Genomic DNA, 25836 nt, shown 5'->3' with positions numbered 1-25836 from the left:
TGGCCGCAGCCGTGGGCAGGACGTGCGCCAGCGCGCTCAGTCAGCGCGGCACGACACACCAGGGCGCCTGATCGTGCACCAGGCCCATCCACAAGCCCCAGCCGGCGGTCAGCAGCAGCGCCAGACCCGCCAGGCGCATGCCCCATGGCCTGTCTGTGCGGTTGCCCAGCTTCAGTAGCAGCCACGGACCGGCCCACAGCGATACGCCCGACCCCAGCGCGAACAGCGCCATGACGGCCGCGCCGCCGGGCACGCTGCCCGCCAGCGCCGCAACCATCACGGCCGAATACAGCAGCCCGCACGGCAACAAGGCCCAAGCCACGCCCAGGCCAAGCGGCGCCACCAGGCCCATGGACTGCGTTGCCGAGCGCACCCTGGCCCACACGCGGCGCGCGCCGGTTTCCAGCCACGCGGGCTGACGCGCCTGGATCAGCAGCAACAAGCCGAGCATGATGGCCGCGACATGGACCATGGTCCACAGCGGCCGCAGCGCGGCGGACTGCACCGTCAGCCAGCCCAGCCCCTGCATGGTGGCCGAGGCCACCGCGCCCAGCGCGGCGTAACCCGCCACGCGCCCCACCTGGAACATCCCGATGGCCTGCGTGCCGCGCGGCGCCGCCGCCTGCCCGATGCCGGCGCAGGCCGCGCCACACATGGCAATACAGTGGGGGCCGCCCGCCAGGCCCATGACAAGGGCGGTCACGGCAAGAGAAGCTTGCATGCAGTCAGTGGATACGCAAAACCAGAGGCGAGCCGACAAAGGCTCGCCGTCATTCTGTCATCGAAGCCTTGCCCCTGTGGCGCGGCGCGACATCAGATGATCTTGGAGAAGCGGGCGCGCGTGCGGTCGGCCTGCAGGTACTTGTCGAACATCATGGCCACGCCGCGCACGAAGAACCAGCCCAGGGCCGTGACCTGGATGCCGGTATCGCTCAGCTTGACCAGGCCCTGGTCCTCCATGGCGCGCAAGGCTTCCAGCTCAGCAGCGAAGTAATCGCGGAAGTCGATGAGGTGCGCCAGCTCGATCGACTCGAACAACACCTCGCCCTGGCACATCAACGCCATGATGACGGCGCGGCGAAGCAGGTCGTCGCGCGACACCGCCAAGCCACGCACCACCGGCAGATGCCCGTGGTCGAGCAGGTCCTGGTATTCCTCCAGCGACTTGGCGTTCTGGCTGTAGGTGGCCCCCACCTTGCCGATGGCGGACACGCCCAGGCCGATCAGGTCGCAATCCGGCTGCGTGCTGTAGCCCTGGAAGTTGCGGTGCAGCCGCCCCTGCCGCTTGGCGACCGCCAGCGCGTCGTTGGGCAGGGCGAAGTGGTCCATGCCGATGTAGTCGTAGCCGGCCGCTTCAAAGGCGGCCAGCGCGCGCGCCAGCATGGCGACCTTGTTGGCCGCACCCGGCAGGTCGATGGCGATGATGCGGCGCTGCGGCTTGAAGCGCTCCGGCAGGTGTGCATAGGCGTAGAGCGCGATGCGGTCCGGCCGCAGTTCGCTCACCTGCGCCAGCGTGCGCTCGAACGACTCCGGCGTCTGCTTGGGCAGCCCGTAGATCAGGTCGGCGTTGATCGATTCAAAGCCGATGCGGCGCGCCGCATCGACCAGCGCGAACACCTTGTCGGCCGGCTGGATGCGGTGCACGGCCTTCTGGACCAGCGGGTCAAAATCCTGCACACCCAGGCTAAGGCGGTTGAAACCCAGTCGCGCCAGCGTTTCAAGGCGTGCCTCGTCCACGGTGCGCGGGTCCACCTCGATGGAGTATTCACCGCCCGGCACCAGGCTGAAGTTGCGGCGCAGCATGGACATCAGCTCGCGCAGTTCATCGTCGCTGAAAAAGGTGGGCGTGCCGCCGCCCAGGTGCAACTGGCTGACGGGCAGGCCCGCACCCAGGTGTTGCACGTGCAGGTCCACCTCCTTGCTCAGATAGCGCAGATAAGGTGCGCTGCGCTCATGGTGCTTGGTGATGATCTTGTTGCACGCGCAGTAGTAGCACAGCGATTCACAAAACGGGATGTGCACGTACAGCGACAACGGCAACGCCAGCGCCGCGGGGCCGGCGCGGCGCTGGTCCAGCGCCTGCACATAGTCTGCCTCGCCAAAAGCCTCGACGAACCGGTCTGCCGTCGGATACGAGGTGTAGCGCGGGCCGGGAACGTCGAACTTGGTCAGCAGTCCGGTGGTGATGGCGGTCATCGCTTTTTTCCTTTGAACCTGACCCCGAACTTTCGCCGTGTCGAGCGGCTGGCGCCTTGACAATGATCAAGGTATCCGAGCGGATTCGTCGGGTTTTTGCGTTGAATCAAGGCTTTGGGGTGCAACGACCGCATGGCCTAAAATGGGCTTGCTTGACGATGCTCAAGATCCACCTTGCCCACGTGCCCGCATGACGCCGCAAACCATCAAAGTCGCCTGCTCCAACTGCAACCTGCGCGAGCTATGCATGCCGATGGGTCTGTCGGGCGACGACCTGGGCAAGCTGGACGACCTGGTCGCCACGCGGCGCAAGATCAAGCGGGGATCGCCGCTGTTCTCCAACGGCGATACTTTCAATGCGCTGTATGCCATTCGCACGGGCTTCTTCAAGACCTGCATCGCCACCGAGGACGGCCGCGATCAGGTGACAGGCTTCCAGATGGCCGGAGAAATCATCGGCCTCGACGGCATCGTGGGCGACCGACATACGTGCGATGCCGTGGCGCTGGAAGACGCCGAAGTCTGCGTCATGCCGTACGACCGCATCGAGGAGTTGTCGCGCCAGGTGCCGGCCCTGCAGACGCATGTACACAAGATCATGAGCCGCGAGATCGTGCGTGAGCACGGGGTGATGCTGCTGCTGGGCAGCATGCGCGCCGAAGAGCGCCTGGCCGCCTTCCTGCTGAACCTGGTTCAGCGGCTGCATGCGCGCGGGTTTTCCCAGAGCGAACTGGTGCTGCGGATGACCCGCGAAGAAATCGGCAGCTACCTGGGGCTGAAGCTCGAAACCGTGAGCCGCACGTTCTCGAAGTTTGCCGAGGAAGGCATCGTCGAAGTGAAGCAGCGCCACGTGCGCATTGTGGATACGGAAGCGCTGCGCGCCATCGTCAACGCGCCGGCGTGCGCCTGAGCGACTGCCATCACACCGCCCCTGCCGTCCTCGCAGGGCGACCAAGACCAAGAGTTACTGAAGCGTGTCCTTGAAGCCGGGCGGCAAAGGCAGCGGCAGCACGACAATGCCTTCGTCCAGCAATTCTTCCGTCTGCTCGATGGAGGCCTGGCCCCGAATCCCCCGCTCCGCCGCTTCGCCGTAGTGCATGCGGCGCGCCTCTTCGGCAAAGCGTTCGCCCACGTCCTCGGTAGACGCCACCACGCGACGCACCATTTGCAGCCAGGCGGCCTGCATCGCCGCAGCTGGCATGACCGCTGCCGTGGAACGTTCGGTCGGTACTGCGGACGGGGGAGCCGACGGTGTGGCCGGCGCGGTCGTCGAGCCCAGGTTAAGCCGGGGCGCGCTGGGCAGCTTCACGACCTGGCTGTCGCCGCACATCGGGCACGCCAGCAACTGCCGCGTGAGCTGGTCCTGAAAGTCGTCCTCGGACGAAAACCAGCCCTCGAAAGCATGGCCGTGCGTGCATTGAAGGTCGAGCACTTTCATGGCGTCAGTCGGGCACCGCTGCCTGCCAATCCAGCTTCCAGGCGCCGCTTTGCACGTTCTGCAGCCAGAGCGCCCCAATAAGCGTCTTGGCGTCGGTGACCTGGCCATCGCGACACCAGGCAATCAATTCGTGGACGGGCAAGGTGAACACATCGAGAAACTCGCCCTCGTCCAGACGGCGTTCGCCCGCTTGCAAGTCGCGGGCAAACCAGATCTCGATGAATTCGGTCGAGTAGGACACTACGGGATGCAGCACGCCGGCACGCGCCCATTCACGGGCGGTGTACCCGGTTTCTTCACGCAGCTCGCGCTGGGCGCAGCGGAGCGTGGTTTCGCCGGCATCGAGCTTGCCGGCGGGAAACTCCACCATCACCTGCTGCACAGGGTAGCGATACTGCCGCTCCAGCACCAATTCGGTCGAACCCGTGGCCGTCTGCAGCAACGGCACGATCATCACCGCGCCGGGGTGAACAACGTATTCGCGCTGTGCCGTTGTGCCATCGGGCAGTCTGACTTGATCGCAGAAGGCGTGGAGAAAGTGCCCTTTGAGGACTTCGCGCCCGTCGACGCGAACCTCGGCCAGATGGTCGCTCATCGGCCGCCCCGGCGCACCAGATAGCGATAGACGAAGCCCGGAAACGCCAGCGTCAGGAACATGGCGCCGGTGACGGCGTAGAACTCCCAGCCTTGCGACTGGTTCTGCCCCACCGCGCGCTCCATCGCCATGCCGATACCGATGACGACCGCATACCAGAACAGCAATTCAGCGAGCCGCCAGGCCAGGTTCTTGACCGGTGCCTTGAGCGGCACCACGGTCAACAGGCGTTGGTTGACGAACGGCAGGTTGGCGGCAACGAATGCCAGCAGAATGAGCAGCCAGATCGAAACCGATTGACTCATTCTCAGGTGGCCAGCATCTGCACGATGGCCTTGGCGCACAGCGCCATCAATCCGCCAGGCAGGATGCCCAGAATCAGCAGCAACGCGCCGTTGGCCGTGAGCACGGCACGCATGTCCATCGGCGCATCGAGGGCGGCGTCGGACACCGGATCGTCAAAGTACATGACCTTGATGACGCGCAGGTAGTAGAACGCGCCGATCAAGGACATCATGACGGCGAACACGGCCAGCCCGATGTAGGCGCCCTGCCCCGTGCTGACCAGTGCCTGCAGCACCGACAGCTTGGCCTGGAAACCCACCAAGGGCGGCAGCCCTGCCATCGAGAACAGGCAAATCGCCATGATGCCGGCGTACAGCGGGCTGCGGCTGTTGAGTCCGGCGAAGTCAGCGATCTCCTCGCTCTCATGCCCCTCGCGCGACAGCAGCAGGATGACGCCGAAACCCGCCAGCGTGGTCAGTACGTAGGTCACGACGTAGAACATGGCCGAGCTGTACGCATTGGCCGCAGCCAGCGCGTTGCCATTGACCACACCCGCCATCAGACCCAGCAGCACGAAGCCCATGTGGGAGATTGTCGAATACGCCAGCATGCGCTTGATGTTGGTTTGCGCAATGGCCGCCAGGTTACCGATGAGCAGCGACGCGATGGCCAGCAGGCCCAGCATCTGCTGCCAGTCGAAGGCGAGCGGCAACAGGCCTTCGACCAGCAGGCGGATCGCCATGGCAAACGCCGCCAGTTTGGGCGCCGCGCCGATCATCAGCGTGACCGCCGTGGGTGCGCCTTGATACACGTCGGGAATCCACATGTGGAAAGGCACGGCACCGAACTTGAACGCCACGCCAGCTACGACGAACACCAGTCCGAACACCAGCACGGTGTGCCGGATCTGCCCGGAAGATACGGCCTTGAACAGTCCGCCAATGTCCAGCGTGCCGGTGGCGCCGTAGAGCATGGACAGGCCGTACAGCAGGAAGCCCGACGCCATGGCTCCCAGCACGAAGTACTTCATGGCGGCCTCGACCGACACGGCATGGTCACGGCGCAGTGCGACCATCGCGTAGCTGGCCAGCGTCAGGCATTCGAGGCCGAGATACAGCAGGAGCAGGTTGTTGGCCGCGATCATCACGAACGCGCCCAGCAAGGACAGCAGGCCCAGCACATACCATTCGCCGCCGCGCAGCATGCCGCGCTCGGTCACATATCTACGTCCATAGATGAACGTGACCAGCATCGCCAAGGCCGAGAAGCATTTAAGCCAGTTGGCCATGGGGTCGCTCACCACCAGGCCGTCGAACCCGTAGATGGTCTGCCCACCCGCCGCATACATGCCCGTCAGGCCGGCCACGCCCAGCAGCGTGAGAAGCGCCAGCACATAGGCCGAGGTGCGCCTCGGACTGTGGTCAAGGAGGTCAATGAGCGCGATCACGCACGCCATGACCAGCAACACGATTTCCGGATAGATGGCCACCCAACTGAATCTGTCAATCATCTCCAAAGTCCTCAATTCAGCTTGGATACCGCCACCTGCTTAATCAGGTTGGCCACCGAGGCGTCCATCACGTCGGTGATGGGCTTGGGATACAGGCCCATCCACAGCACGGCAATCGCCAGCAGCGCCAGCATCAGGAATTCGCGCCCATTGATGTCGGTGAGCTTGCGCACGTCGTCATTGACCATCGGGCCCAGGTACACGCGCTTGAACATCCACAGCGTGTAGGCGGCGCCCGAAATCAAGGCCGTGGCGGCCGCGACACCGATCCAGAAGTTGGCCTTGACGGCGCCCAGAATCACCATCCATTCGCCCACGAAGCCCGCGGTGCCCGGCAACCCGCAGTTGGCCATGGCAAACAGCAGCGCGAAGGCCGTGAAGCGCGGCATGGTGTTCACTACCCCGCCGTAGCTGGCAATCTCCCGCGAGTGCACGCGGTCGTACAGCACGCCGATGCAAAGGAACATGGCGCCCGACACGAAGCCGTGGGCGATCATCTGAATCAGACCGCCGGTAATGCCCATGTCGTTGAAGATGAAGAAGCCCAGCGTGACGAAGCCCATGTGGGCCACCGACGAGTACGCCACCAGCTTCTTCATGTCCTGCTGCACCAGCGCCACCAGACCCACGTAGATCACGGCAATCAGCGACAGTGCAATCATCAACCACGCCCATTCGCGCGATGCATCGGGCAATATCGGCAGCGAGAAACGCAGGAAACCGTAGGCGCCCAGCTTCAGCATGATGGCGGCCAGCACGGCGGAACCACCGGTCGGCGCCTCGACGTGGACGTCGGGCAACCAGGTATGCACCGGCCACATCGGCACCTTGACGGCGAATGCAGCGAACAGCGCGAAGAACAGCAGCGTCTGCGCCGTGCCGGACAGCGGCAGGGTTTGCCACGTGAGAATGTCGAAGCTGCCGCCCGAGCGGGTGTACAGGTAGATGAACGCCACCAGCGTGAGCAACGACCCCAGCAAGGTGTAGAGGAAGAACTTGAACGCCGCGTAGATCTTGTTCGGCCCGCCCCAGATACCGATGATCAGGTACATCGGAATCAGGGTCGCCTCGAAAAACACATAGAACAGCACGCCATCGAGCGCGGAGAACACGCCGATCATCAGCCCCGACAGGATCAGGAAGGCCGCCATGTACTGGTTGACCTTCTGCTGGATCACTTCCCAGCCGGCAATCACCACGATGACGGTGATGAAGGCCGTCAGCAGCACGAACCACAGCGAGATGCCGTCCACGCCGAGGTGATAGTTGACGTTGAAGCGCGGAATCCAGACCGACTTTTCAACGAACTGCATTGCAGCGGTGCCCAGACGGAAGCCGCTGTAGAGGGGCAGCGTGACCAGCACACTGACCAGCGACCCGATCAGCGCGATCCAGCGCACGAGCTGTGCCTGTCTCTCTCGACCCAGCAACAGCAACACGGCGCCGAATGCGATCGGCGTCCAGATGGCGAGGCTCAACCAACCCATTTTTATTCTCGCTCTTCCTTACTTGTTGAGCCAGACGAAGTACGTCATCAGCACGAAGATGCCCAGGATCATCACCAGCGCATAGTGGTAGAGATAACCGGACTGCAGGCGACGCACGACGCCCGACACCCAGCCCACCACCTTCCATGAGCCATTGACCAGCAGGCCATCGATCAGGCCGCGGTCGCCGCCCTTCCACAGACCCGTACCCAGCATGCGTGCGCCGCGGGCAAGGATGTTCTCGTTGATCCAGTCGAGGTAGTACTTGTTGTCGAGCAGCGTATAGATCGGCTGGAACATCCGCTTGATCGCTGCCGGCAAGGCGGGATTGATCAGGTACATGTAGTAGGCCGCGACCACCCCGGCCAGCGCGAGCCAGAAAGGCGCGGTGGAGAACCCGTGCAGGGCCATCGGAATCCAGCCATGGATCTCATGCGCCAGTTCTGCCATGGCCGGATGGCGCGCGGCGTCGACATGGATAACGCCCTTGAAGAAGCTGCCAAACAGCATGGGCATGAGCGTCATGGCGCCAATGACGACGGACGGAATGGCGAGCAGCACCAGCGGCAGCCACACCACCCACGGCGTTTCATGGGGCTTCTCGTCATGCCCATGGCCGTGGCCGTGGTCGTCGTGGTGCGCGTCGGGGTTGAGGTCGTAGCGCTCCTTCCCGTGGAACACCAGGAAGTAGAGACGGAACGAGTAGAACGCCGTGACGAAGACGCCCGCCAGCACGGCAAAGTGCGCAAAGCCCGCGGCCGGCAGATGGCTGGCATGCACCGCCTCGATGATGGCGTCCTTGGAATAGAAGCCCGAGAAGAACGGCGTTCCGATCAGGGCCAGCGAACCGATGAGGAAAGTCAGCCAGGTGATGGGCATGTACTTGCGCAGGCCGCCCATCCAGCGGATGTCCTGGTTGTGGTGCATGCCGATGATGACCGAACCCGCGGCCAGGAACAGCAGTGCCTTGAAGAACGCGTGCGTCATCAGGTGGAACACCGCCACCGAATAGGCCGACGCACCGAGCGCCACCGTCATGTAGCCCAGCTGCGACAGGGTCGAATAGGCGACGACGCGCTTGATGTCGTTCTGGATGATGCCCAGGAAGCCCATGAACAGGGCCGTGATGGCGCCGATGATCAGGATGAAGTTGAGCGCGGTGTCGGACAGCTCGAACAACGGCGACATGCGCGCCACCATGAAGATGCCCGCCGTCACCATCGTGGCTGCGTGAATCAGCGCAGAGATGGGCGTGGGGCCTTCCATCGAATCCGGCAGCCAGACATGCAGCGGGAATTGCGCCGACTTGCCCATGGCGCCGATGAACAGGCCGATGCAGATGACGGTGATGAGCAACCAGTCGGTGCCGGGAAAGCCCAGCTTGGCCAGTTCGCCGGACTTGGCAAATACCTCGCCATAGTTCAGCGTGCCGGCGTACGCGGCGATCAGGCCGATGCCCAGGATGAAGCCGAAGTCACCCACGCGGTTGACCAGAAAAGCCTTCATGTTGGCGAACACGGCCGTCGGTCGGTTGAACCAGAACCCGATCAGCAGGTAGGACACCAGGCCCACGGCTTCCCAGCCAAAGAACAGTTGCAGGAAGTTGTTGCTCATCACGAGCATCAACATCGAGAACGTGAACAGCGAAATGTAGGAGAAGAACCGGTTGTAGCCGTCGTCTTCTGCCATGTAGCCGATGGTGTAGATGTGCACCATCAGCGACACGAAGGTCACGACGCACATCATCGTCGCGGTGAGGCTGTCGATGAGAAACCCGACTTCCATCTTCAGGCCACCGATGACCATCCACTGATAAAGCGTCTGGTCAAAGCGGGCGCCGTCGACGATGACGCTGTTCAAGGTGAGCGCCGAGAGCACGAAGGCAATCAGCACACCCAGAATGGTGGCAGTGTGCGACGCGGCGCGGCCAACCCGGTTGCCACCGAATGCCGTGCCCAGGATGCCCGCGAACAGCGAGCCTGCCAGCGGCGCGAGAGGCACCGCCAGCAGCGTTGATGCAGAAAGGACTTGACTCATGCGCTTGTTAACCCTTCAGCGAATGCAGTTCGTCCACGTTGATGCTGTCGCGCGTGCGGAACAGCAGCACCAGGATAGCCAGACCGATCGCAGATTCGGCTGCCGCCACCGTCAGGATGAAGAACACGAACACCTGCCCGTGCATGTCACCCAGATAATGCGAGAACGCCACGAAATTCATGTTGACGGCCAGTAACATCAGCTCAATGGCCATCAACAGCACGATGATGTTCTTGCGGTTGAGAAAGATGCCGACCACCGAGATCGCAAAAAGTATTGCGCCCAGGGTCAGGTAATGTGCCAGGGTCAGGGTCATTTCTTGGCCTCCTGCGCAGGCGCCTCGGGCGCCGGTTCGACAGGCAATGGCGCCCGGGTCGGCGCGATCTTCACGATCTCGACGCGGTCTGCCGCGCGCACGCGAACCTGGCGGGATTCAGCCACCTTCTTGTTGTCCTTGCGCTCACGCAGGGTCAGCGCGATCGCGGTGACCATGGCGATCAGCAGCAGCACCGCGGCGATCTCAACCGGATACAGGTACTTGGTATAGAGCAGCGTACCGAGCGCCTTGGCGTTGGAATATTGAACCACCTGCCCGGCCGCATTGGTCACCGTTTCGGGCACCACCGGCGCGTCGCTGGTGCGGAAGCCACCGAACAACACCATCGCCATCTCCAGTGTGACCACGCCGCCGATCAGCAACGCCAGCGGAAAGTGCCGCCAGAAACCCTGTCGCAGGCTGTCGATATGGATGTCGAGCATCATCACGACGAACAGGAACAGCACCATCACCGCACCCAAGTACACGAGCACCAGCACGATGGCCAGGAACTCGGCCTTGAGCAGCAGCCAGACACCGGCGGCCTGCGAGAACGCGAGCATGAGAAACAGCACCGCATGCACCGGGTTGCGTGCGGTGATGACCCGGAATGCTGAAAACAGCATCACCAGGGCAAACAGGTAGAAAAAGCCGGTCTTGGCGTCCATGGGTTTGTTCTGTTGGTGAATCTGCCAGCCGGTTTCAGCGGTACTTGGCGTCGGCCGCCTTCGCCGCCGCGATTTCGGGTTCGTAGCGGTCACCGACGGCCAACAGCATGTCCTTGGTGAAGTACAGGTCACCGCGCTTTTCGCCGTGGTATTCGAAGATGTGCGTCTCGACGATCGAGTCGACCGGGCAGCTCTCTTCGCAGAAGCCGCAGAAGATGCACTTGGTCAGATCGATGTCATAGCGCGTCGTGCGGCGCGAGCCGTCTTCGCGCTCGCCGGCTTCGATGGTGATAGCCACGGCCGGGCACACGGCTTCGCACAGCTTGCAGGCGATGCAGCGTTCTTCACCGTTTTCATAGCGGCGCAGCGCGTGCAGGCCGCGGAAGCGCGGCGACAAGGGCGTCTTTTCTTCGGGGAATTGAACCGTAACCTTGCGGGCGAAGGCATACCGGCCCGTGAGAGCCATGCCCTTGAACAACTCCACGAGCATGAAGCTCTTGAAGAAATCTCGAATGGAAAAAGGTGATGCAGCGACGGAAGCCATGACAAACCCTGCCGATCAGTGCCAGATGTTCCAGGGGCTGATGAGCCAGAACCCCACCAGAATCAGCCAGACCAGAGTCACCGGAATGAAAATCTTCCAGCCCAGACGCATGATCTGGTCATAACGGAAGCGCGGGAACGTGGCGCGGATCCAGATGAACATCGACACCACCACGAAGGTCTTGATGCCGAGCCATATCCAGCCAGGAATGAAATCCAGCGCAGCGAACGGCGGCAGCCAGCCGCCCAGGAACATGGTGACGCCCAGGATGGACACCAGCCACATGCTGGCATATTCGGCCAGGAAGAAGGTGGCAAAACCCATGCCCGAATATTCGACCATGTGGCCGGCAACGATTTCGGCCTCGCCCTCGACCACGTCGAACGGGTGGCGGTTGGTTTCGGCGACGCCCGAGATGAGGTAGACCACGAAGATCGGCAGCAGCGGCAACCAGTTCCACGACAGGAAGTTCAAGCCCTTGTCGGCGAACATGCCCTTGGCCTGGCCCAGCACGATGTCCGTCATGTTCATGCTGGCGGACACCATCAGCACGACCAGGAAGCAGAAGCCCATCGCGATCTCGTAGCTGACCATCTGCGCCGACGCGCGCAGGGCACCCAGAAACGCGTACTTGGAGTTGGAAGCCCAGCCCGCGATGATCACGCCATAGACCTCGATCGAGGTGATGGCCATGACCAGCAGCAGCCCCGCGTTGACGTTGGACAAGGCGGTTTCCGGCCCGAAGGGAATGACAACCCAGGCCGCCAGCGCCGGCATGATCGCCATCAACGGACCCAGGAAGAACAGCGGCTTGTTGGCGGCGGTCGGGCGGATGATTTCCTTGGTCAGCAGTTTGACCGCGTCGGCGATGGGTTGCAGCAGACCCCACGGCCCGGTGCGGTTCGGCCCGTGCCGCACCTGCATGAAGCCGAGCAGCTTGCGTTCCCACAGTGTCAGGTAGGCCACGGCACCCATCAGGGGCAGCAGCAGCACGACAATCTTGATGAGGATCCAGACGACGGGCCAGGTGGCGCCTGTCCACCACGTGCCCGCGAACAGGTGCAACCCACCGTTGTACAAAGCGTCGATCATGCGACCGCTCCTTCACGCGCGTCGGCGGTCTGCTGCAGCGACGGGGCGCGCCGGACAATGCCGTCGAGTTGGTAGATCCCCACCATCGGCAGGTCGACCGACTGGGTTTGCACGCGCGGTGCCGCCGACGTGCCATTGGACAGCCTGGACGGGGGCACCTGACCCACGCCCGCGCCGCCGAGCGCCTGCGCCAGCACTTCCTGCGAACTCTCGTAGGGTGGCTGCACCACGCCCAGCATGTCGGCCAGCACGCGCAGCACCTTCCAGCCCGGACGGGCATCGCCCTGCGGCTTGACCACGGCGTGGAAGCTCTGCACCCTGCCCTCGGCGTTGATGAAGGTGCCCGATGTCTCGGTGAAGGGTGCGATGGGCAGCAGCACGTCGCTGACGTCCATGTTGGCCTTGAACGGGCTGAGCGTCACGACCATGTCGCAACCCTGCAATTGCGATGGGCCGGAATCGAGGCCCGGCTCGCAATTGAGCAGCAGCATCGCGCCCAGGCCGCCCTGCAGCATCTGGCCCGCATGCATGCCGTTGGCACCGGGCTGCGCCTTGACGACCTGCGCACCAACCGTGTTGGCCGCTTCCGTCAGGAAGCCCACGCTGGCGCCCGTCTGGCCGCCAATCCACTGGCACAGGGCCAGCAGGCCTGTGGCATCGGGATGATGAGCGGCCGCGTTGCCCAGCAGGATGGCCTTGCGCTCACCGGACAGCAGTGCCTGCACCAGCGCCTTGGCTGCATCGGTGGCCTCGCCTGCCACGGGGGCAGACACGCCCTTTTCGGCCGCCACCGCCGCGGCGAGGTTAGCCAGGCTCTTGCCCCACTGGCCTGCGTCGACCACGTCGCTGGCGCGCAGCGGCATGGCCCAAGCGTCCGCGTTCTTCAGCAACGCTTCAGAAGTGATAGCACCCACCGCGCAGCCACGGCGGGCTGCCTGGCGAATGCGCTGTGCAAACAGCGGATGGTCCTTGCGCACGTTGGAGCCGACGATCAGCACCGACTGCAGATCAGAGAGCGATGCGATCGAAGTGCCGAGCCAGCGCGCGCCTTCGGCGGCCGTGAAGTCGGTGTGGCGCAGGCGGTGGTCGATGTTTTCGCTGCCCAGGCCGCGCACCAGCGTACCGGCCAGGTACAGCTCTTCAAGCGTGCTGTGTGGGCTGACCAGGGCACCGATGGAAGCTGCGCCATGCTGCGACTTGGCCTGGTTCAAGCCGTTCGCCACGTATTCCAGCGCGGTCGCCCAATCGACCGACTGCCACTGACCGCCCTGCTTCAGCATGGGCTGGGTCAGGCGCTGGTCACTGTTGAGCGCTTCGTACGAGAAGCGGTCCCGGTCGGCCAGCCAGCATTCGTTGACCGCCTCGTTTTCGAAGGGCACCACGCGCATGACGCGGTTGTTCTTGACCTGGACGATGAGGTTCGCACCTGTCGAATCGTGCGGGCTGACGCTCTTGCGGCGCGACAGCTCCCACGTGCGGGCGCTGTAGCGGAAAGGCTTGCTGGTCAGCGCACCGACCGGGCACACGTCGATCATGTTGCCCGACAGCTCGGAATCGACCGACTGGCCAACGAAAGTCTCGATTTCGGCATGCTCGCCGCGATGGGACATCCCCAGTTCCATCGCGCCGGCGATTTCCTGGCCGAAGCGGACGCAGCGCGTGCAATGGATGCAGCGGCTCATCTCCTCCATCGAGATCAGCGGGCCGACGTCCTTGTGGAACACCACGCGCTTTTCTTCTTCGTAGCGAGAGCCCGAAGCGCCGTAGCCGACGGCCAGATCCTGCAGCTGGCACTCGCCGCCCTGATCGCAGATCGGGCAGTCCAGCGGGTGGTTGATGAGCAGGAACTCCATCACCGACTGCTGGGCCTTGATCGCCTTGTCGCTCTTGGTGCGCACGATCATGCCCTGCGTCACGGGGGTGGCGCAGGCCGGCACCGCCTTGGGTGCCTTCTCCACGTCCACCAGGCACATGCGGCAGTTGGCGGCAATGGACAGCTTCTTGTGATAGCAGAAGTGCGGAATGTAGGTGCCCGCCTTTTCGGCCGCATGCATCACCATGCTGCCCTCGGGCACCTCCACCTTCTTGCCGTCGATTTCTAGTTCAACCATGGGCTAACTCGTTCCATTCGTGCGCCATCAGGCCGCCTGCTTCTGAGCGGCCTCGATCTTGGCTGCGAACTCATGACGGAAATGCTTGAGCATCGCGCGCACCGGCATCGCTGCGGCATCGCCCAGCGCGCAGATGGTGCGCCCCATGATGTTCTCAGCCACGTTGTCAAGTTGCGCCAGATCTTCAGGACGGCCCTTGCCGTGTTCGATGCGGTCCACCATGCGCCACAGCCAGCCGGTGCCTTCGCGGCACGGCGTGCACTGGCCGCACGATTCGTGCATGTAGAAATAGGACAGGCGCAGCAGCACCTCGACCATGTCGCGTGAATCGTCCATCACCATGACCGCGCCCGAACCCAGCATGGAGCCAGCCTTGGCGATGGAGTCGTAATCCATCGTGCATTGCATGATGATGTCGGCCGGCAGGACGGGCGAAGACGATCCGCCCGGAATCACCGCCTTCAGCGGCCGGCCGCCACGCACGCCGCCGGCCAGCTCAAGCAGCTTGGCGAAGGGCGTGCCCATGGGGATTTCGTAGTTGCCCGGGCGCTCCACGTCACCCTGAATTGAGAAGATCTTGGTGCCGCCGTTGTTGGGCTTGCCGCATTCCAGGTACGCCTGGCCGCCGTGCCGGATGATCCACGGCGTGGCCGCGAACGTTTCGGTGTTGTTGATCGTCGTCGGCTTGCCGTAGAGGCCGAAGCTGGCCGGGAAAGGCGGCTTGAAGCGCGGCTGGCCCTTCTTGCCTTCCAGCGATTCGAGCAGTGCCGTTTCTTCGCCGCAGATGTAGGCGCCGAAGCCATGGTGCGCGTGCAGCTGGAACTTGAACGCGCTGCCCATCACGCTGTCGCCCAGGTAGCCCGCCTCGCGCGCCTGCTCCAGCGCGGCTTCGAAGCGTTCATACACCTGGAAGATCTCGCCGTGGATGTAGTTGTAGCCCACGCTGGCGCCCATGGCATAGGCCGCGATGGCCATGCCCTCGATCACCGAGTGCGGGTTGTACATCAGGATGTCACGGTCCTTGAAGGTGCCCGGCTCGCCTTCGTCCGAGTTGCAGACCAGGTACTTCTGACCCGGGAAATTGCGCGGCATGAAGCTCCACTTCAGGCCGGTGGGGAAACCCGCGCCGCCGCGCCCGCGCAGGCTGGACGCCTTGAGTTCGGCGATGACCTCGTCCTGCGTCATGCCGGGCGCGCCGTTGCCACCCACGATCTTGCGCAGGGCCTGGTAGCCGCCCCGGGCCTCGTAGTCCTTCAGGCCCCAATTGGCGCCGTCCAGGCCGGCGTAGATCTGCGCGTCGATGTGACGGCCGTGGAAACAGGTTTCCACGCCCTTGGCCTGGAACTGCGCGAGGATGTCTTGCACACGTGCCATGGCTTCAGTCCTCCGCGTGGCGCAGGCCGTCGACGAGCTGATCGAGCTTGTCGTTCGACATGAAGCTGCACATGTGGCGGTCATTCACCAGCATCACCGGCGCGTCGCCGCATGCGCCAAGGCATTCGGACGGCTGCACGGTGAACTGGCCATCGGTGGTGGTGCCGTAAGGCTCGACCCCCAGCTTGCTGCACAAATGGTCCAGCGCCTGCGGGCCACCCGCAAACATGCACGGCGCGTTGGTGCACACGTTCAACTTGAAGCGACCCACCGGCTTCTGGTTGTACATGTTGTAGAAGGTCGTGACCTCGTGCACGGCCATGGCGGGCATGCCCAGGTACTCGGCCACCGCCAGTTCGCTGTCGGGGCTGACCCAGCCCTGCTCCTGCTGCACGATCGACAGGCATGCCATGACGGCCGACTGCTTCTGGTCGGCCGGGTACTTGGCCACTTCGCGGGCAAAACGCGCGCGCGTCGCGTCGGACAGTGGCGCTGCGGCAGCGGATGCAACGGCTGCGTTCATCGATCAATCTCTCCAAACACGATATCCAGCGTGCCGATGATGGCCACGGCGTCGGCCAGCATGTGGCCCCGGGCCACTTCGTCCAGCGCCGCCAGATGGGCAAAACCGGGCGCGCGGATCTTCAGGCGATACGGCTTGTTGGCGCCGTCGCTGATAAGGTAGATGCCGAACTCGCCCTTGGGGTGTTCAACGGCCGCATAGGCCTCGCCCTCGGGCACGTGCATGCCTTCGGTGAAGAGCTTGAAGTGGTGGATCAGCTCTTCCATGTTGGTCTTCATCGCCTCGCGGGAAGGCGGCGCGACCTTGTGGTTGTCGGTGATGACCGGGCCGGGGTTGGCGCGCAGCCACTGCACGCATTGCTGGATGATGCGGTTGGATTCGCGCATCTCCTGCACCCGCACCAGGTAACGGTCGTAGGTGTCGCCCGTCTTGCCGATGGGGATATCGAAATCCATCTGGTCGTAGACGTCGTAGGGCTGCTTCTTGCGCAGGTCCCAGGCGATGCCGGAGCCGCGCAGCATGGGGCCCGTCAGGCCCAGATTCAGCGCACGTTCGGGCGTGATGACGCCGATGCCCACGGTGCGCTGCTTCCAGATACGGTTGTCGGTGAGCAGCGTCTCGTATTCGTCGATGCACTTGGGGAAGCGCCGCGTGAAGTCCTCGATGAAGTCGAGCAGCGAGCCCTGCCGGTTCTGGTTCAGCTGCTCCATCGCCTTGGCGTTGCGGATCTTGCTGACCGTGTACTTGGGCATGCTGTCCGGCAAGTCGCGGTAGACGCCGCCCGGACGGAAGTACGCCGCGTGCATGCGCGCGCCCGACACCGCTTCGTAGATGTCGAACAGGTCCTCGCGCTCGCGGAAGGTGTAGATCAGGATGGTGGACGAACCGCAGTCGTTGCCGTGCGAGCCCAGCCACATCAGGTGGTTCATCACCCGCGTGATTTCGGAGAACATCACGCGGATGTACTGCGCACGGATCGGCACCTCGATGCCCAGCAGCTTTTCGATGGCCAGGCAGTAGGCGTGCTCGTTGCACATCATGGACACGTAGTCGAGACGGTCCATGTAGGGCAGCGACTGGATGAAGGTCTTGTGCTCGGCCAGCTTCTCGGTGGCGCGGTGCAGCAGCCCGATGTGCGGGTCGGCGCGCTGCACGACCTCGCCGTCGAGTTCGAGCACCAGACGCAGCACGCCGTGGGCGGCGGGGTGCTGGGGCCCGAAGTTCAGGGTGTAGTTCTTGATCTCAGCCATGGGTCAAAGATGAACGACGCACACGCGCGCTCAGTGCAGCCCCCCGTAGTTGTCTTCACGGATCACGCGGGGCGTGACTTCGCGCGGCTCGATCGACACGGGCTCGTACACCACGCGCGCGCGCTCGGCGTCGTAGCGCATTTCGACATGGCCCGACAGCGGGAAGTCCTTGCGGAACGGGTGGCCGATGAAGCCGTAGTCGGTCAGGATGCGGCGCAGGTCGGCGTGGCCTTCGAACATGATGCCGTACAGGTCGAACGCCTCGCGCTCGTACCAGTTGGCGGCATTCCAGATCGGGTTGACCGAAGCCACCACCGGGAAATCGTCGTCGGCGCAGAACACGCGCACCCGCACGCGCTGGTTGAGGCTGACCGACAGCAGGTGCGACACCACCGCATAGCGCGCGCCTTCCCAGCGGCCATCGCCATAGGTGGAATAGTCGACGCCGCACAGGTCGATCAGTTGCTCGAAGCGGCAGCCCGGTGCGTCGCGCAGCAGTTGCATGGCGGCCGTGTACTGGTCTGGCGACACGGTCACGGTGACTTCGCCCAGCGCGACGGAAATGTGCTGCGCCTTGTCGCCCAGCGCGGCGGCCAGGGTGTCCTTCAGGACGTCGACGGAAATTGCAATGTCGCCCATATTCAAGCCCGCGCAAAGGTGTTGGTGCGCCGCACCTTCTGCTGCAGCTGGATGATGCCGTACAGCAGCGCTTCTGCCGTGGGCGGGCAGCCGGGCACGTAGACGTCGACCGGCACGATGCGGTCGCAGCCGCGCACCACCGAATAGCTGTAGTGGTAATAACCGCCGCCGTTGGCGCACGAGCCCATCGAAATGACCCAGCGCGGCTCAGCCATCTGGTCATACACCTTGCGCAGGGCCGGGGCCATCTTGTTGCACAGCGTGCCGGCCACGATCATCAGGTCGGACTGGCGCGGACTGGCGCGGAACACCTCGGCGCCGAAGCGCCCGATGTCGTAGCGCGCGGCGGCGGCGTGCATCATCTCGACGGCACAGCAGGCCAGCCCGAAAGTCACCGGCCACAGCGAGCCGGTCTTGGCCCAGTTCACCGCGGCGTCGACCCCGGTGAGCAGAAAGCCCTTTTGCTGAAGTTGATCGTTCATGTGCGAAATTCCTGTCGCGTGGCGCTGGGGCCGACGGGATCACTCCCAGTCCAGCGCACCCTTCTTCCATTCGTAGATGAAACCCACCACCAGGATGGTGAGGAAGATGAGCACCGCGACAAAGCCGGCCACGCCCACGTCCTTGAGCGCGACGGCCCACGGAAAGAGAAAAGCGATCTCGAGGTCGAACAGGATGAACAGGATCGCCACGAGGTAATAGCGCACGTCGAACTTCATGCGCGCGTCTTCGAAGGCCTCGAAGCCGCATTCATACGGCGAGTTCTTGGCCGCGTCGGCCTTATGGGGCATGAGCAGTTGCCCCATGCCCAGGCAGACCGCGCCGACCGCCAGACCGACCAGGATGAAGAGCAGAACGGGAAGGTACTGAGCAAGGTTCATCGAACGTCTTTGTCTTGTGGCCGGTGGTGGCAGAGGCCACCCGGCGCTTGTATTTGTGGTGCCGTCGGCGAGACTCGAACTCGCACAGCTTTCGCCACTACCCCCTCAAGATAGCGTGTCTACCAATTTCACCACGACGGCTTTGAATTGAGCGTTTGCCCGGGCGCTGAACTCACCCGGCGCAGGCGCGCGAAACAACTAGGAGTTTACCCTGAAAAACGGCCCGTTACAGAGGGAAAGACCGTTTTCAGGATGGCCTGACGAGGCGCTTACTTGGTCGGAATCTGGCCCGCACCAGAAGCCGGCACCGCAGGCGCCGCCGGCACAGCCGAAGCCGCCGGCGCAGGCACGCCCGAAGGCCCGGCCGGGATGGCGCCAGCAGCACCCGTGGAGGCCGGCACGGCGGCCGACGCGGCCGAAGCCGGCGCCGTGACCGCGGCCCGCTCCAGCACGCTGCCGCCGGAGGCCGGCGCGCTGCGCACGCTGAAGCCGAAGTACGCCAGCGCCAGCGTGCAGACGAAAAATACCGTGGCGAGCCCAGCCGTGCTGCGCGACAGGAAGTTGGCGCTGCCCGACGCACCGAACAGGCTGCCCGACGCGCCGCTGCCGAACGCGGTGCCCATGTCGGCGCCCTTGCCGTGTTGCACCAGGATCAGGCCAATCATCGCCAGCGCGGACAGGATCTGCACCACCAGCACCAGGTTCAGGACGACATTCATTCTTTTTACTCCAGATTCAATAGCATCATCCGCGCGCCATCACTGCGCTGCGGACACAATCTTCAGAAAATCCGCCGACTTGAGCGCGGCGCCGCCGATCAGGCCGCCGTCGATGTCGGGCTGCGCCAGCAGCTCGGCCGCATTGGCGGCGTTCATGCTGCCGCCGTAGAGGATGCGCACGCGGTCGGCGTGTTCGGTGGCGGCCTTGAGCTGCGCGCGCAGCACAGCATGCACCGCCTGCGCCTGATCCGGCGTCGCCGTCTTGCCGGTGCCGATGGCCCACACGGGCTCGTAAGCGACCACGATCTCGCTCACGCAATGGCCGTTGAGGTGGATCACCGCCGCCAGCTGGCGCTTGACGATGAAGTCCGTCATGCCCTCCTCGCGCTCGCGCAGCGTTTCGCCCACGCACACGATGGGCGTGATGCCAGCCGCCAGCGCGCGCTTGGCCTTGATGGCCACGTGCACGTCGCTTTCGGCCTGGTGCTGGCGCCGCTCGCTGTGCCCGACGATGGCGTAGCGCACGCCAAAATCCTTCAGCATGTCGGCCGACACGTCGCCGGTGAAGGCGCCGTTCTCGTGCGTCGACACGTTTTGCGCGCCCAGCTCGATGGGCGAACCGGCCAGCAGCCGCTGCAACTGCCCCAGGTAGACGCCGGGCGGGCACACCACCACGTCGCACGCCGGCTGGCCAACGCCGGCCAGCAATTCGCCCACCAGCGCCTCGTTGGCGGCCAGCGAGCCGTTCATCTTCCAGTTGCCGGCGATGAGTTGTTTTCTCTTGCTCATTTCAATGGCTCCATCGGGCCACGCAAGGCCCGCAGTGCATCAGACCCACGGAGTCGAATGGCCGCAAAGCAGGCCAGCCCAGCGAACGCCGTGGCCGGGCTTGTACCGGGCACGGGCGTTGCCCCCTTGCGGAGGAAGGCGCGAAGCGACTCAGCGGGTGTTTCACTTCTTCAACCCCACGTCAGCACGATCTTGCCGATGTGCTGGTTGCTCTGCATCAGCGCATGGGCGCGCGCGGCACCGCTCGGCAGGCCATCGCCCGCTTCGGTAGCCGCGAAAACGCTGTGGATCACCGGACGGACGGTGCCGTCCTCGAGCCACGGCCACACCCGCGCCTGCAGCGCCTGCGCGATGGCACCCTTGAACGCCACCGGACGCGGCCGCAGCGTGCTGCCGGTGATGGTCAGGCGCCGGCGCAGCACCAGCCCGGCGTTGAAGCCCGACTGCACACCGCCCTGCACGGCGATGATGACCAGGCGGCCGTCCTCTGCCAGGCACTCGACCTCGCGCTTGACGTAGTCGCCCGCCACCATGTCCAGGATGACGTCGACGCCCTTGCCGTCGGTCAGCCTGCGCGCTTCGTCGGCAAAGTCGGTTGCTTTGTAATTGATAGCATGATGTGCGCCCAGCGCCAGCGCTGCGGCACATTTTTCGTCAGACCCCGCGGTGACGATGACGGTGGCGCCGGCGGCGCGCGCCATCTGGATCGCCGTCACGCCGATGCCGCTGGTGCCGCCCTGCACCAGCAGGGTCTCGCCCGGCTGCAGGCGGCCACGGTCGAACACGTTGCTCCACACGGTGAAGAACGTCTCGGGCAGCGACGCCGCCTCGACATCGCTCAGTCCGCGCGGCACCGGCAGGCACTGCGCGACCGGGGCCACGCAGTATTCGGCATAGCCGCCGCCCGCCACCAGCGCACACACACGGTCGCCGACTTTCAACGAAGCCGCGGCCAGCGCTGCAGCGTCACCCGATTCGATGACGCCCGCGACTTCCAGCCCCGGCAGGTCCGACGCGCCGGGCGGCACGGGATAGTTGCCGGTGCGCTGCAGCACGTCGGGGCGGTTGACACCCGACGCGCTGACGCGGATGAGCACTTCGCCCGCGCCGGCCACGGGAATCGGACGCTCGGCGGGCACCAGCACTTCGGGCGCGCCGTATTCACGGATCTCGATGCACTTCATGTCGAATCAGGCTCTTGCGCTTGCAGGACAAGCGCATTCAGCTATCAAAATAAAAGCAATCTGCCCTTACTGCTGTTGCTGGTCGCCACCGTGGGCGCCTTCGGCCGGCACGGGGCGCTCTTCGCGCTCGGCGCGCGGCGGGCGGTCGCCACGGTCCTCGCGTGGACCGCGGTCGCCGCGGTCTTCACGCGGGCCGCGATCACCCCGGTCGCCGCGCGGCGGACGGTCGCCACGCTCGCGGTATTCACGCGGCGGGCGGTCTTCCATGCCCTCGGGGCGGTCCAGCAGCGCCTTCATCGACAGCTTGATGCGGCCCTTGTCGTCGGTCTCGAGCACCTTGACCTTGACCACCTGGCCTTCCTGCAGGTAGTCGCTGACTTTTTCGACGCGCTCGTGCGCGATCTGGCTGATGTGCAGCAGCCCGTCCTTGCCGGGCAGGATGTTGACCAGCGCGCCAAATTCGAGCAGCTTGGTGATCGGGCCTTCGTAGACCTTGCCGATCTCGGCTTCGGCCGTGATGGCCTCGATGCGGCGCTTGGCGTCGTCGGCCTTGGCGGCGTCGTTGCTGGCGATGGTGATGGTGCCGTCTTCACCGATGTCGATGGTGGTGCCGGTTTCTTCCGTCAGCATACGGATGGTGGCGCCGCCCTTGCCGATCACGTCGCGGATCTTCTCGGGGTTGATCTTCATCGTGTAGAGCTTGGGCGCCCACGACGAGATCTCGGCCTTGGCTTCACCCATCGCCTCCTGCATCTTGCCCAGGATGTGCAGGCGCGCTTCCTTGGCCTGCGCCAGGGCGACCTGCATGATTTCCTTGGTGATGCCCTGGATCTTGATGTCCATCTGCAGCGCGGTGATGCCGTTGGTCGTGCCGGCCACCTTGAAGTCCATGTCGCCCAGGTGATCTTCGTCGCCCAGGATGTCGGTCAGCACGGCAAAGCGGTTGCCTTCCTTGATCAGGCCCATGGCGATGCCCGCCACGTGCGCCTTCATCGGCACGCCGGCGTCCATCATCGACAGGCAGCCGCCGCAGACCGAGGCCATCGAGCTGGAGCCGTTGGATTCGGTGATTTCAGACACCACGCGGATGGTGTACGGGAACTCGTCGCGCCCCGGCAGCAGCGGGATCAGCGCGCGCTTGGCCAGGCGGCCGTGGCCGACTTCGCGGCGCTTGGTGCTGCCCATGCGGCCCACTTCGCCGGTGGCAAAGGGCGGCATGTTGTAGTGGAACAGGAAGTGGTCCTCGAACTCGCCGGCCAGCGCGTCGATGCGCTGCGCGTCGCGGTCGGTGCCCAGCGTGGTGACCACCAGCGCCTGCGTCTCGCCGCGCGTGAACAGCGCCGAGCCGTGGGTGCGCGGCAGCACGCTGTTGCGGATCTCGATGGGGCGCACGGTGCGCGTGTCGCGGCCGTCGATGCGCGGCTCGCCGGCCAGGATCTGGCCGCGCACGATGCGGGCTTCGATCTCGAACAGCAGGTTGTCGAGCTTGACCGGGTCGAACGCGACGGCCTCTTCGGTCAGCGACTGCTTGACGGCGGCGGTGGCCTCGCGCAGCGCCTGCGTGCGGGCCTGCTTGCTGCGGATTTGATAGGCCGCGCGCAGCTTGGGTTCGGCCAGCGCGCCGACCTTGCCAATGAAGCTTTCGTCCTTGACTTCGGGCGCCCAGGTACCGTTGTCGGCCCACAGCGGCTTGCCGGCTTCGCGCACCAGCTCATGAATGGCGTTGATGGCGATCTTGCCCTGGTCGTGGCCGAACACCACGGCGCCCAGCATCACGTCTTCGGTCAGTTGGTGGGCTTCGGATTCGACCATCAGCACGGCAGACTCGGTGCCGGCGACGACCAGGTCAAGCGCGCTGTTCTTGCGCGCCGACGGGCCGGGGTTCAGCACGTATTCGCCGTTGACATAGCCCACGCGCGCTGCGCCGATGGGGCCGTTGAACGGAATGCCGCTGATCGACAGCGCCGCGCTCACGCCCAGCATGGCGGCGATGTCGGCGTCGACCTCGGGGTTGAGCGACAGGGTGTGGATGACCACGTGCACTTCGTTGAAGAAGCCATCGGGGAACAGCGGGCGGATCGGGCGGTCGATCAGGCGGCTGGTCAGCGTTTCCAGTTCGCTCGGCTTGGCTTCGCGCTTGAAGAAGCTGCCGGGAATCTTGCCGGCGGCGTACGTCTTCTCGATGTAGTCGACCGTCAGCGGGAAGAAATCCTGCCCCGGCTTGGCCGACTTGCTGGCGGCCACGGTGGCCAGGATGACGGTGCCGTCGATGTCGACCAGCACGGCGCCGGTGGCCTGGCGGGCGATTTCACCCGTTTCCATGACGACCGTCTTGTCGCCCCACTGGAAGGACTTGGTGACCTTGTTGAACATGCTCATGTTTGCTCCTTTTTGGATAGCTGCTTGCGCAATACTGGATTGCGCTGGAGCCGCTTTTCATTCAGAACACGATGCCATTCCAGAACCCGGCCGCGGGGGCCGCACGAGGTTGTGGAATGACACAGCTTCAGCTTCTGAACGCGCGTTTCTCCGGGGTTGAAAAAGACAAAAACGCCTGAGCCGCCACAGGGCTTCAGGCGTTTTTCGTCGGCATGGGCTTACTTGCGCAGACCCAGCTTCTGGATCAGGGCCACGTAGCGGTCGGCGTCCTTGGACTTCAGGTAGTCCAGCAGCTTGCGGCGGCGGCTGACCATGCGCAACAGGCCGCGGCGACCGTGGTGGTCCTTGGCGTGTTGCTTGAAGTGGGGGGGTCAGCTCGTTGATGCGAGCCGTCAGGATGGCGACCTGCACTTCGGGGCTGCCGGTGTCGGCGGCGCCGCGTGCGTTGTCCTTGACCACGGCGGCCTTGTTCTCTTTGGAGATCATCTCGATTTTCCTTGTTCCATATGATTTGACTTGCGAGGCGCGCCGGAACTGCATGCCACGTGCGTTCTGCGAAATGCAAAACCTGTGGATTGTATCAGGCGGCCACCCGTTTTGGGCACCGCGCGACGTCCTTACCGCCGCAGCCAGGCCGCCAGCCGCTCCACGCCTTGCGCCAGCCGGTTCACGTCCTTCGACGCAAAGCACCAGCGCAGCCAGCCTTCGGCCTCGGGGGGCGAAGGCGATGCCCGGCGCCAGGCCGATGCGGGCCTCGGCCACCAGCCGCTTGGCCAGCGCCAGCGAATCGCCCTGCCCCGCCACGCGCAGAAAAACGTACATACCGCCCGGCGCGCTGCCCGCCTGCACGCCGGGCACGGCCTGCAGCAGCGGCACCAGCGTGTCGCGGCAGCCCTTCAGGTGCGCCACGATGCGCGGGGTGATCGCCTCGGTCTCGGCCAGCGCCACCAGCGCGGCGCGCTGCACAAAGACTGGCGCGCACGAGGTGTTGAATTCGAGCAGCTTGCCGACCTGCGGCGTCATGTCGGGCGGCATCACCAGGTAACCCAGGCGCCAGCCGGTCATCAGAAAGGCCTTGGAAAAGCTCTGCACCACCACCAGCCGGTCGTCGGGGCGCGCAATGTCCAGAAAGCTGGGCGCCGCGCCGCTGGCGGTGTCGCCGCGGTAATACAGGCGCTCGTACACCTCGTCCGACAGGATCCAGGTGCCGGTGGCGCGGCAGCGATCCAGAATGGCCTGCTGCTCGGCGCGCGACAGCGTCCAGCCGGTGGGGTTGTTGGGCGAATTGACCACCAGCAGCCGCGTGGCGGGCGTGATGGCCGCCAGCAGCGCCGGCAGGTCGAGCTGCCAGGCGCCCTGCGCGTCGGCCGACAAGGCCACGGTGCGCAGGCGCGCCCCCAGAATACGCGGCTGCGCCGTCAGGTTGGGCCACACGGGCGTGACGGCCACCACGTCGTCACCGGCGTCAATCAGCGCCTGCATCGCCACCATCAGCGCGTTGACGCCGCCCGAGGTGATGGCAATGCGGTCCACCGCCACGTCGGCGTGCAGCCGGCTGGCGTAGGCCGACACGGCCTGGCGCAATTCCGGCAGACCCAGGTTGTGCGAATAAAAGGTCTCGCCCGCCTGCAGCGACGCCACGCCGGCGGCGCGAATGGCCTCGGGCGTGACTTCGTCGCTTTCGCCAAACCAGAACGGCAGCACATCGGCCACGCCCAGGCCGGCGTTGGCCACTTCGCGGATTTTGGATTCCTCCAGGTCTAGAACGGCTTGACGCATGGCATGTCGGCTCATCTAATAGCAGCCGCGAGCATCGCAC

Annotated in this window: 24 protein-coding genes, 1 tRNA gene and 2 pseudogenes; 1 reads left to right on the top strand and 26 read right to left on the bottom strand. The window is 64.7% G+C overall.

Annotated elements, in window-relative coordinates:
* Positions 1 to 40: 40 nt before the first annotated feature.
* Positions 41 to 721: a sulfite exporter TauE/SafE family protein gene (locus R0D99_RS08055; protein ID WP_317750882.1), complete on the bottom strand. Its 681-nt coding sequence runs from the start codon at positions 719 to 721 to the stop codon at positions 41 to 43.
* A gap of 92 nt (positions 722 to 813) precedes the next feature.
* A complete protein-coding gene (gene hemN, locus R0D99_RS08050; RefSeq protein ID WP_317750881.1) occupies positions 814 to 2196 on the bottom strand; it encodes an oxygen-independent coproporphyrinogen III oxidase in 1383 nt (460 codons plus the stop codon).
* 190 nt (positions 2197 to 2386) lie between these two features.
* On the opposite strand from hemN, the gene fnr reads away from it, so the two are divergent.
* Entirely contained in the window at positions 2387 to 3106 is a 720-nt protein-coding gene (gene fnr / locus R0D99_RS08045; RefSeq protein ID WP_317750880.1) for a fumarate/nitrate reduction transcriptional regulator Fnr, read from the top strand.
* A 54-nt stretch (positions 3107 to 3160) separates the two neighbouring features.
* Here fnr and R0D99_RS08040 read toward each other — a convergent pair whose 3' ends face one another.
* From R0D99_RS08040 to R0D99_RS07925, 24 genes and pseudogenes are all read right to left on the bottom strand, one after another.
* Positions 3161 to 3634, bottom strand: coding sequence for a DUF1178 family protein (locus R0D99_RS08040; protein ID WP_317750879.1), 474 nt, complete (start codon positions 3632 to 3634; stop codon positions 3161 to 3163).
* 4 nt (positions 3635 to 3638) lie between these two features.
* Positions 3639 to 4229, bottom strand: coding sequence for an NUDIX hydrolase (locus R0D99_RS08035; RefSeq protein WP_317750878.1), 591 nt, complete (start codon positions 4227 to 4229; stop codon positions 3639 to 3641).
* Positions 4226 to 4534 (bottom strand): DUF2818 family protein, encoded by a 309-nt coding sequence (locus tag R0D99_RS08030; protein WP_317750877.1) that lies wholly within the window; start codon positions 4532 to 4534, stop codon positions 4226 to 4228. Before R0D99_RS08030 ends, R0D99_RS08035 begins: the two co-directional genes overlap by 4 nt.
* A 2-nt stretch (positions 4535 to 4536) precedes the next feature.
* Positions 4537 to 6024 carry an NADH-quinone oxidoreductase subunit NuoN gene (gene nuoN / locus R0D99_RS08025; protein ID WP_317750876.1) on the bottom strand — a complete coding sequence of 496 codons (1488 nt, stop codon included), beginning with the start codon at positions 6022 to 6024 and terminating at the stop codon, positions 4537 to 4539.
* An 11-nt stretch (positions 6025 to 6035) separates the two neighbouring features.
* Positions 6036 to 7511, bottom strand: coding sequence for an NADH-quinone oxidoreductase subunit M (locus R0D99_RS08020; RefSeq protein WP_317750875.1), 1476 nt, complete (start codon positions 7509 to 7511; stop codon positions 6036 to 6038).
* Between the two features lie 18 nt (positions 7512 to 7529).
* Entirely contained in the window at positions 7530 to 9548 is a 2019-nt protein-coding gene (nuoL, locus tag R0D99_RS08015) for an NADH-quinone oxidoreductase subunit L (protein ID WP_317750874.1), read from the bottom strand.
* Between the two features lie 7 nt (positions 9549 to 9555).
* Positions 9556 to 9864: an NADH-quinone oxidoreductase subunit NuoK gene (nuoK, locus tag R0D99_RS08010; RefSeq protein WP_317750873.1), complete on the bottom strand. Its 309-nt coding sequence runs from the start codon at positions 9862 to 9864 to the stop codon at positions 9556 to 9558.
* Positions 9861 to 10532 carry an NADH-quinone oxidoreductase subunit J gene (locus tag R0D99_RS08005; protein ID WP_317750872.1) on the bottom strand — a complete coding sequence of 224 codons (672 nt, stop codon included), beginning with the start codon at positions 10530 to 10532 and terminating at the stop codon, positions 9861 to 9863. The genes nuoK and R0D99_RS08005 overlap by 4 nt, the downstream gene beginning before the upstream one ends.
* Before the next feature lie 34 nt (positions 10533 to 10566).
* Positions 10567 to 11076 carry an NADH-quinone oxidoreductase subunit NuoI gene (gene nuoI, locus R0D99_RS08000; RefSeq protein WP_317750870.1) on the bottom strand — a complete coding sequence of 170 codons (510 nt, stop codon included), beginning with the start codon at positions 11074 to 11076 and terminating at the stop codon, positions 10567 to 10569.
* A 15-nt stretch (positions 11077 to 11091) separates the two neighbouring features.
* Complete coding sequence (nuoH, locus tag R0D99_RS07995) at positions 11092 to 12168, bottom strand: NADH-quinone oxidoreductase subunit NuoH (RefSeq protein ID WP_317750868.1); 1077 nt, start codon at positions 12166 to 12168, stop codon at positions 11092 to 11094.
* A complete protein-coding gene (gene nuoG, locus R0D99_RS07990) occupies positions 12165 to 14279 on the bottom strand; it encodes an NADH-quinone oxidoreductase subunit NuoG (RefSeq protein WP_317750867.1) in 2115 nt (704 codons plus the stop codon). The genes nuoH and nuoG overlap by 4 nt, the downstream gene beginning before the upstream one ends.
* 27 nt (positions 14280 to 14306) lie before the next feature.
* Positions 14307 to 15653 (bottom strand): NADH-quinone oxidoreductase subunit NuoF, encoded by a 1347-nt coding sequence (nuoF, locus tag R0D99_RS07985; RefSeq protein ID WP_317750866.1) that lies wholly within the window; start codon positions 15651 to 15653, stop codon positions 14307 to 14309.
* A gap of 4 nt (positions 15654 to 15657) precedes the next feature.
* On the bottom strand, positions 15658 to 16176 hold the full coding sequence (gene nuoE, locus R0D99_RS07980; RefSeq protein WP_317750865.1) for an NADH-quinone oxidoreductase subunit NuoE: 519 nt from the start codon (positions 16174 to 16176) through the stop codon (positions 15658 to 15660).
* On the bottom strand, positions 16173 to 17426 hold the full coding sequence (locus R0D99_RS07975) for an NADH-quinone oxidoreductase subunit D (protein ID WP_317750864.1): 1254 nt from the start codon (positions 17424 to 17426) through the stop codon (positions 16173 to 16175). The genes nuoE and R0D99_RS07975 overlap by 4 nt, the downstream gene beginning before the upstream one ends.
* A gap of 30 nt (positions 17427 to 17456) precedes the next feature.
* On the bottom strand, positions 17457 to 18065 hold the full coding sequence (locus R0D99_RS07970) for an NADH-quinone oxidoreductase subunit C (protein WP_317750863.1): 609 nt from the start codon (positions 18063 to 18065) through the stop codon (positions 17457 to 17459).
* A gap of 2 nt (positions 18066 to 18067) precedes the next feature.
* Positions 18068 to 18547, bottom strand: coding sequence for an NADH-quinone oxidoreductase subunit B family protein (locus tag R0D99_RS07965; protein WP_317750862.1), 480 nt, complete (start codon positions 18545 to 18547; stop codon positions 18068 to 18070).
* A gap of 39 nt (positions 18548 to 18586) precedes the next feature.
* The gene (locus R0D99_RS07960; RefSeq protein WP_317750861.1) at positions 18587 to 18946 is read right to left on the bottom strand and encodes an NADH-quinone oxidoreductase subunit A; all 360 of its coding nucleotides are present in this window, start codon (positions 18944 to 18946) and stop codon (positions 18587 to 18589) included.
* 56 nt (positions 18947 to 19002) lie between these two features.
* A tRNA-Leu gene (locus tag R0D99_RS07955) sits at positions 19003 to 19087 on the bottom strand.
* A gap of 128 nt (positions 19088 to 19215) precedes the next feature.
* Complete coding sequence (gene secG, locus R0D99_RS07950; RefSeq protein ID WP_317750860.1) at positions 19216 to 19665, bottom strand: preprotein translocase subunit SecG; 450 nt, start codon at positions 19663 to 19665, stop codon at positions 19216 to 19218.
* Between the two features lie 39 nt (positions 19666 to 19704).
* Entirely contained in the window at positions 19705 to 20454 is a 750-nt protein-coding gene (gene tpiA, locus R0D99_RS07945; protein WP_317750859.1) for a triose-phosphate isomerase, read from the bottom strand.
* A gap of 170 nt (positions 20455 to 20624) precedes the next feature.
* On the bottom strand, positions 20625 to 21638 hold the full coding sequence (locus tag R0D99_RS07940; protein WP_317750858.1) for an NAD(P)H-quinone oxidoreductase: 1014 nt from the start codon (positions 21636 to 21638) through the stop codon (positions 20625 to 20627).
* Positions 21639 to 21704: 66 nt separating this feature from the next.
* Positions 21705 to 24017: a polyribonucleotide nucleotidyltransferase gene (gene pnp / locus R0D99_RS07935; protein WP_317750857.1), complete on the bottom strand. Its 2313-nt coding sequence runs from the start codon at positions 24015 to 24017 to the stop codon at positions 21705 to 21707.
* Between the two features lie 218 nt (positions 24018 to 24235).
* Positions 24236 to 24503 (bottom strand): annotated as a pseudogene (rpsO, locus tag R0D99_RS07930) (30S ribosomal protein S15).
* 131 nt (positions 24504 to 24634) lie between these two features.
* A pseudogene (locus R0D99_RS07925) lies at positions 24635 to 25796 on the bottom strand (pyridoxal phosphate-dependent aminotransferase).
* Positions 25797 to 25836: the final 40 nt, after the last annotated feature.

Source organism: Ottowia sp. SB7-C50 (assembly GCF_033110285.1).
In the GTDB taxonomy this organism is placed as follows: Bacteria; Pseudomonadota; Gammaproteobacteria; order Burkholderiales; family Burkholderiaceae_C; genus Ottowia.
This window is presented reverse-complemented; position numbering and strand designations above follow the sequence as displayed.

What these genes read in the sequence shown, in the direction of transcription:
- R0D99_RS08055 (WP_317750882.1), bottom strand. Translation starts at nt 721, where the DNA reads ATGCAAGCTTCTCTTGCCGTGACCGCCCTTGTCATGGGCCTGGCGGGC.
- hemN (WP_317750881.1), bottom strand. Translation starts at nt 2,196, where the DNA reads ATGACCGCCATCACCACCGGACTGCTGACCAAGTTCGACGTTCCCGGC.
- fnr (WP_317750880.1), top strand. Translation starts at nt 2,387, where the DNA reads ATGACGCCGCAAACCATCAAAGTCGCCTGCTCCAACTGCAACCTGCGC.
- R0D99_RS08040 (WP_317750879.1), bottom strand. Translation starts at nt 3,634, where the DNA reads ATGAAAGTGCTCGACCTTCAATGCACGCACGGCCATGCTTTCGAGGGC.
- R0D99_RS08035 (WP_317750878.1), bottom strand. Translation starts at nt 4,229, where the DNA reads ATGAGCGACCATCTGGCCGAGGTTCGCGTCGACGGGCGCGAAGTCCTC.
- R0D99_RS08030 (WP_317750877.1), bottom strand. Translation starts at nt 4,534, where the DNA reads ATGAGTCAATCGGTTTCGATCTGGCTGCTCATTCTGCTGGCATTCGTT.
- nuoN (WP_317750876.1), bottom strand. Translation starts at nt 6,024, where the DNA reads ATGATTGACAGATTCAGTTGGGTGGCCATCTATCCGGAAATCGTGTTG.
- R0D99_RS08020 (WP_317750875.1), bottom strand. Translation starts at nt 7,511, where the DNA reads ATGGGTTGGTTGAGCCTCGCCATCTGGACGCCGATCGCATTCGGCGCC.
- nuoL (WP_317750874.1), bottom strand. Translation starts at nt 9,548, where the DNA reads ATGAGTCAAGTCCTTTCTGCATCAACGCTGCTGGCGGTGCCTCTCGCG.
- nuoK (WP_317750873.1), bottom strand. Translation starts at nt 9,864, where the DNA reads ATGACCCTGACCCTGGCACATTACCTGACCCTGGGCGCAATACTTTTT.
- R0D99_RS08005 (WP_317750872.1), bottom strand. Translation starts at nt 10,532, where the DNA reads ATGGACGCCAAGACCGGCTTTTTCTACCTGTTTGCCCTGGTGATGCTG.
- nuoI (WP_317750870.1), bottom strand. Translation starts at nt 11,076, where the DNA reads ATGGCTTCCGTCGCTGCATCACCTTTTTCCATTCGAGATTTCTTCAAG.
- nuoH (WP_317750868.1), bottom strand. Translation starts at nt 12,168, where the DNA reads ATGATCGACGCTTTGTACAACGGTGGGTTGCACCTGTTCGCGGGCACG.
- nuoG (WP_317750867.1), bottom strand. Translation starts at nt 14,279, where the DNA reads ATGGTTGAACTAGAAATCGACGGCAAGAAGGTGGAGGTGCCCGAGGGC.
- nuoF (WP_317750866.1), bottom strand. Translation starts at nt 15,653, where the DNA reads ATGGCACGTGTGCAAGACATCCTCGCGCAGTTCCAGGCCAAGGGCGTG.
- nuoE (WP_317750865.1), bottom strand. Translation starts at nt 16,176, where the DNA reads ATGAACGCAGCCGTTGCATCCGCTGCCGCAGCGCCACTGTCCGACGCG.
- R0D99_RS07975 (WP_317750864.1), bottom strand. Translation starts at nt 17,426, where the DNA reads ATGGCTGAGATCAAGAACTACACCCTGAACTTCGGGCCCCAGCACCCC.
- R0D99_RS07970 (WP_317750863.1), bottom strand. Translation starts at nt 18,065, where the DNA reads ATGGGCGACATTGCAATTTCCGTCGACGTCCTGAAGGACACCCTGGCC.
- R0D99_RS07965 (WP_317750862.1), bottom strand. Translation starts at nt 18,547, where the DNA reads ATGAACGATCAACTTCAGCAAAAGGGCTTTCTGCTCACCGGGGTCGAC.
- R0D99_RS07960 (WP_317750861.1), bottom strand. Translation starts at nt 18,946, where the DNA reads ATGAACCTTGCTCAGTACCTTCCCGTTCTGCTCTTCATCCTGGTCGGT.
- secG (WP_317750860.1), bottom strand. Translation starts at nt 19,665, where the DNA reads ATGAATGTCGTCCTGAACCTGGTGCTGGTGGTGCAGATCCTGTCCGCG.
- tpiA (WP_317750859.1), bottom strand. Translation starts at nt 20,454, where the DNA reads ATGAGCAAGAGAAAACAACTCATCGCCGGCAACTGGAAGATGAACGGC.
- R0D99_RS07940 (WP_317750858.1), bottom strand. Translation starts at nt 21,638, where the DNA reads ATGAAGTGCATCGAGATCCGTGAATACGGCGCGCCCGAAGTGCTGGTG.
- pnp (WP_317750857.1), bottom strand. Translation starts at nt 24,017, where the DNA reads ATGAGCATGTTCAACAAGGTCACCAAGTCCTTCCAGTGGGGCGACAAG.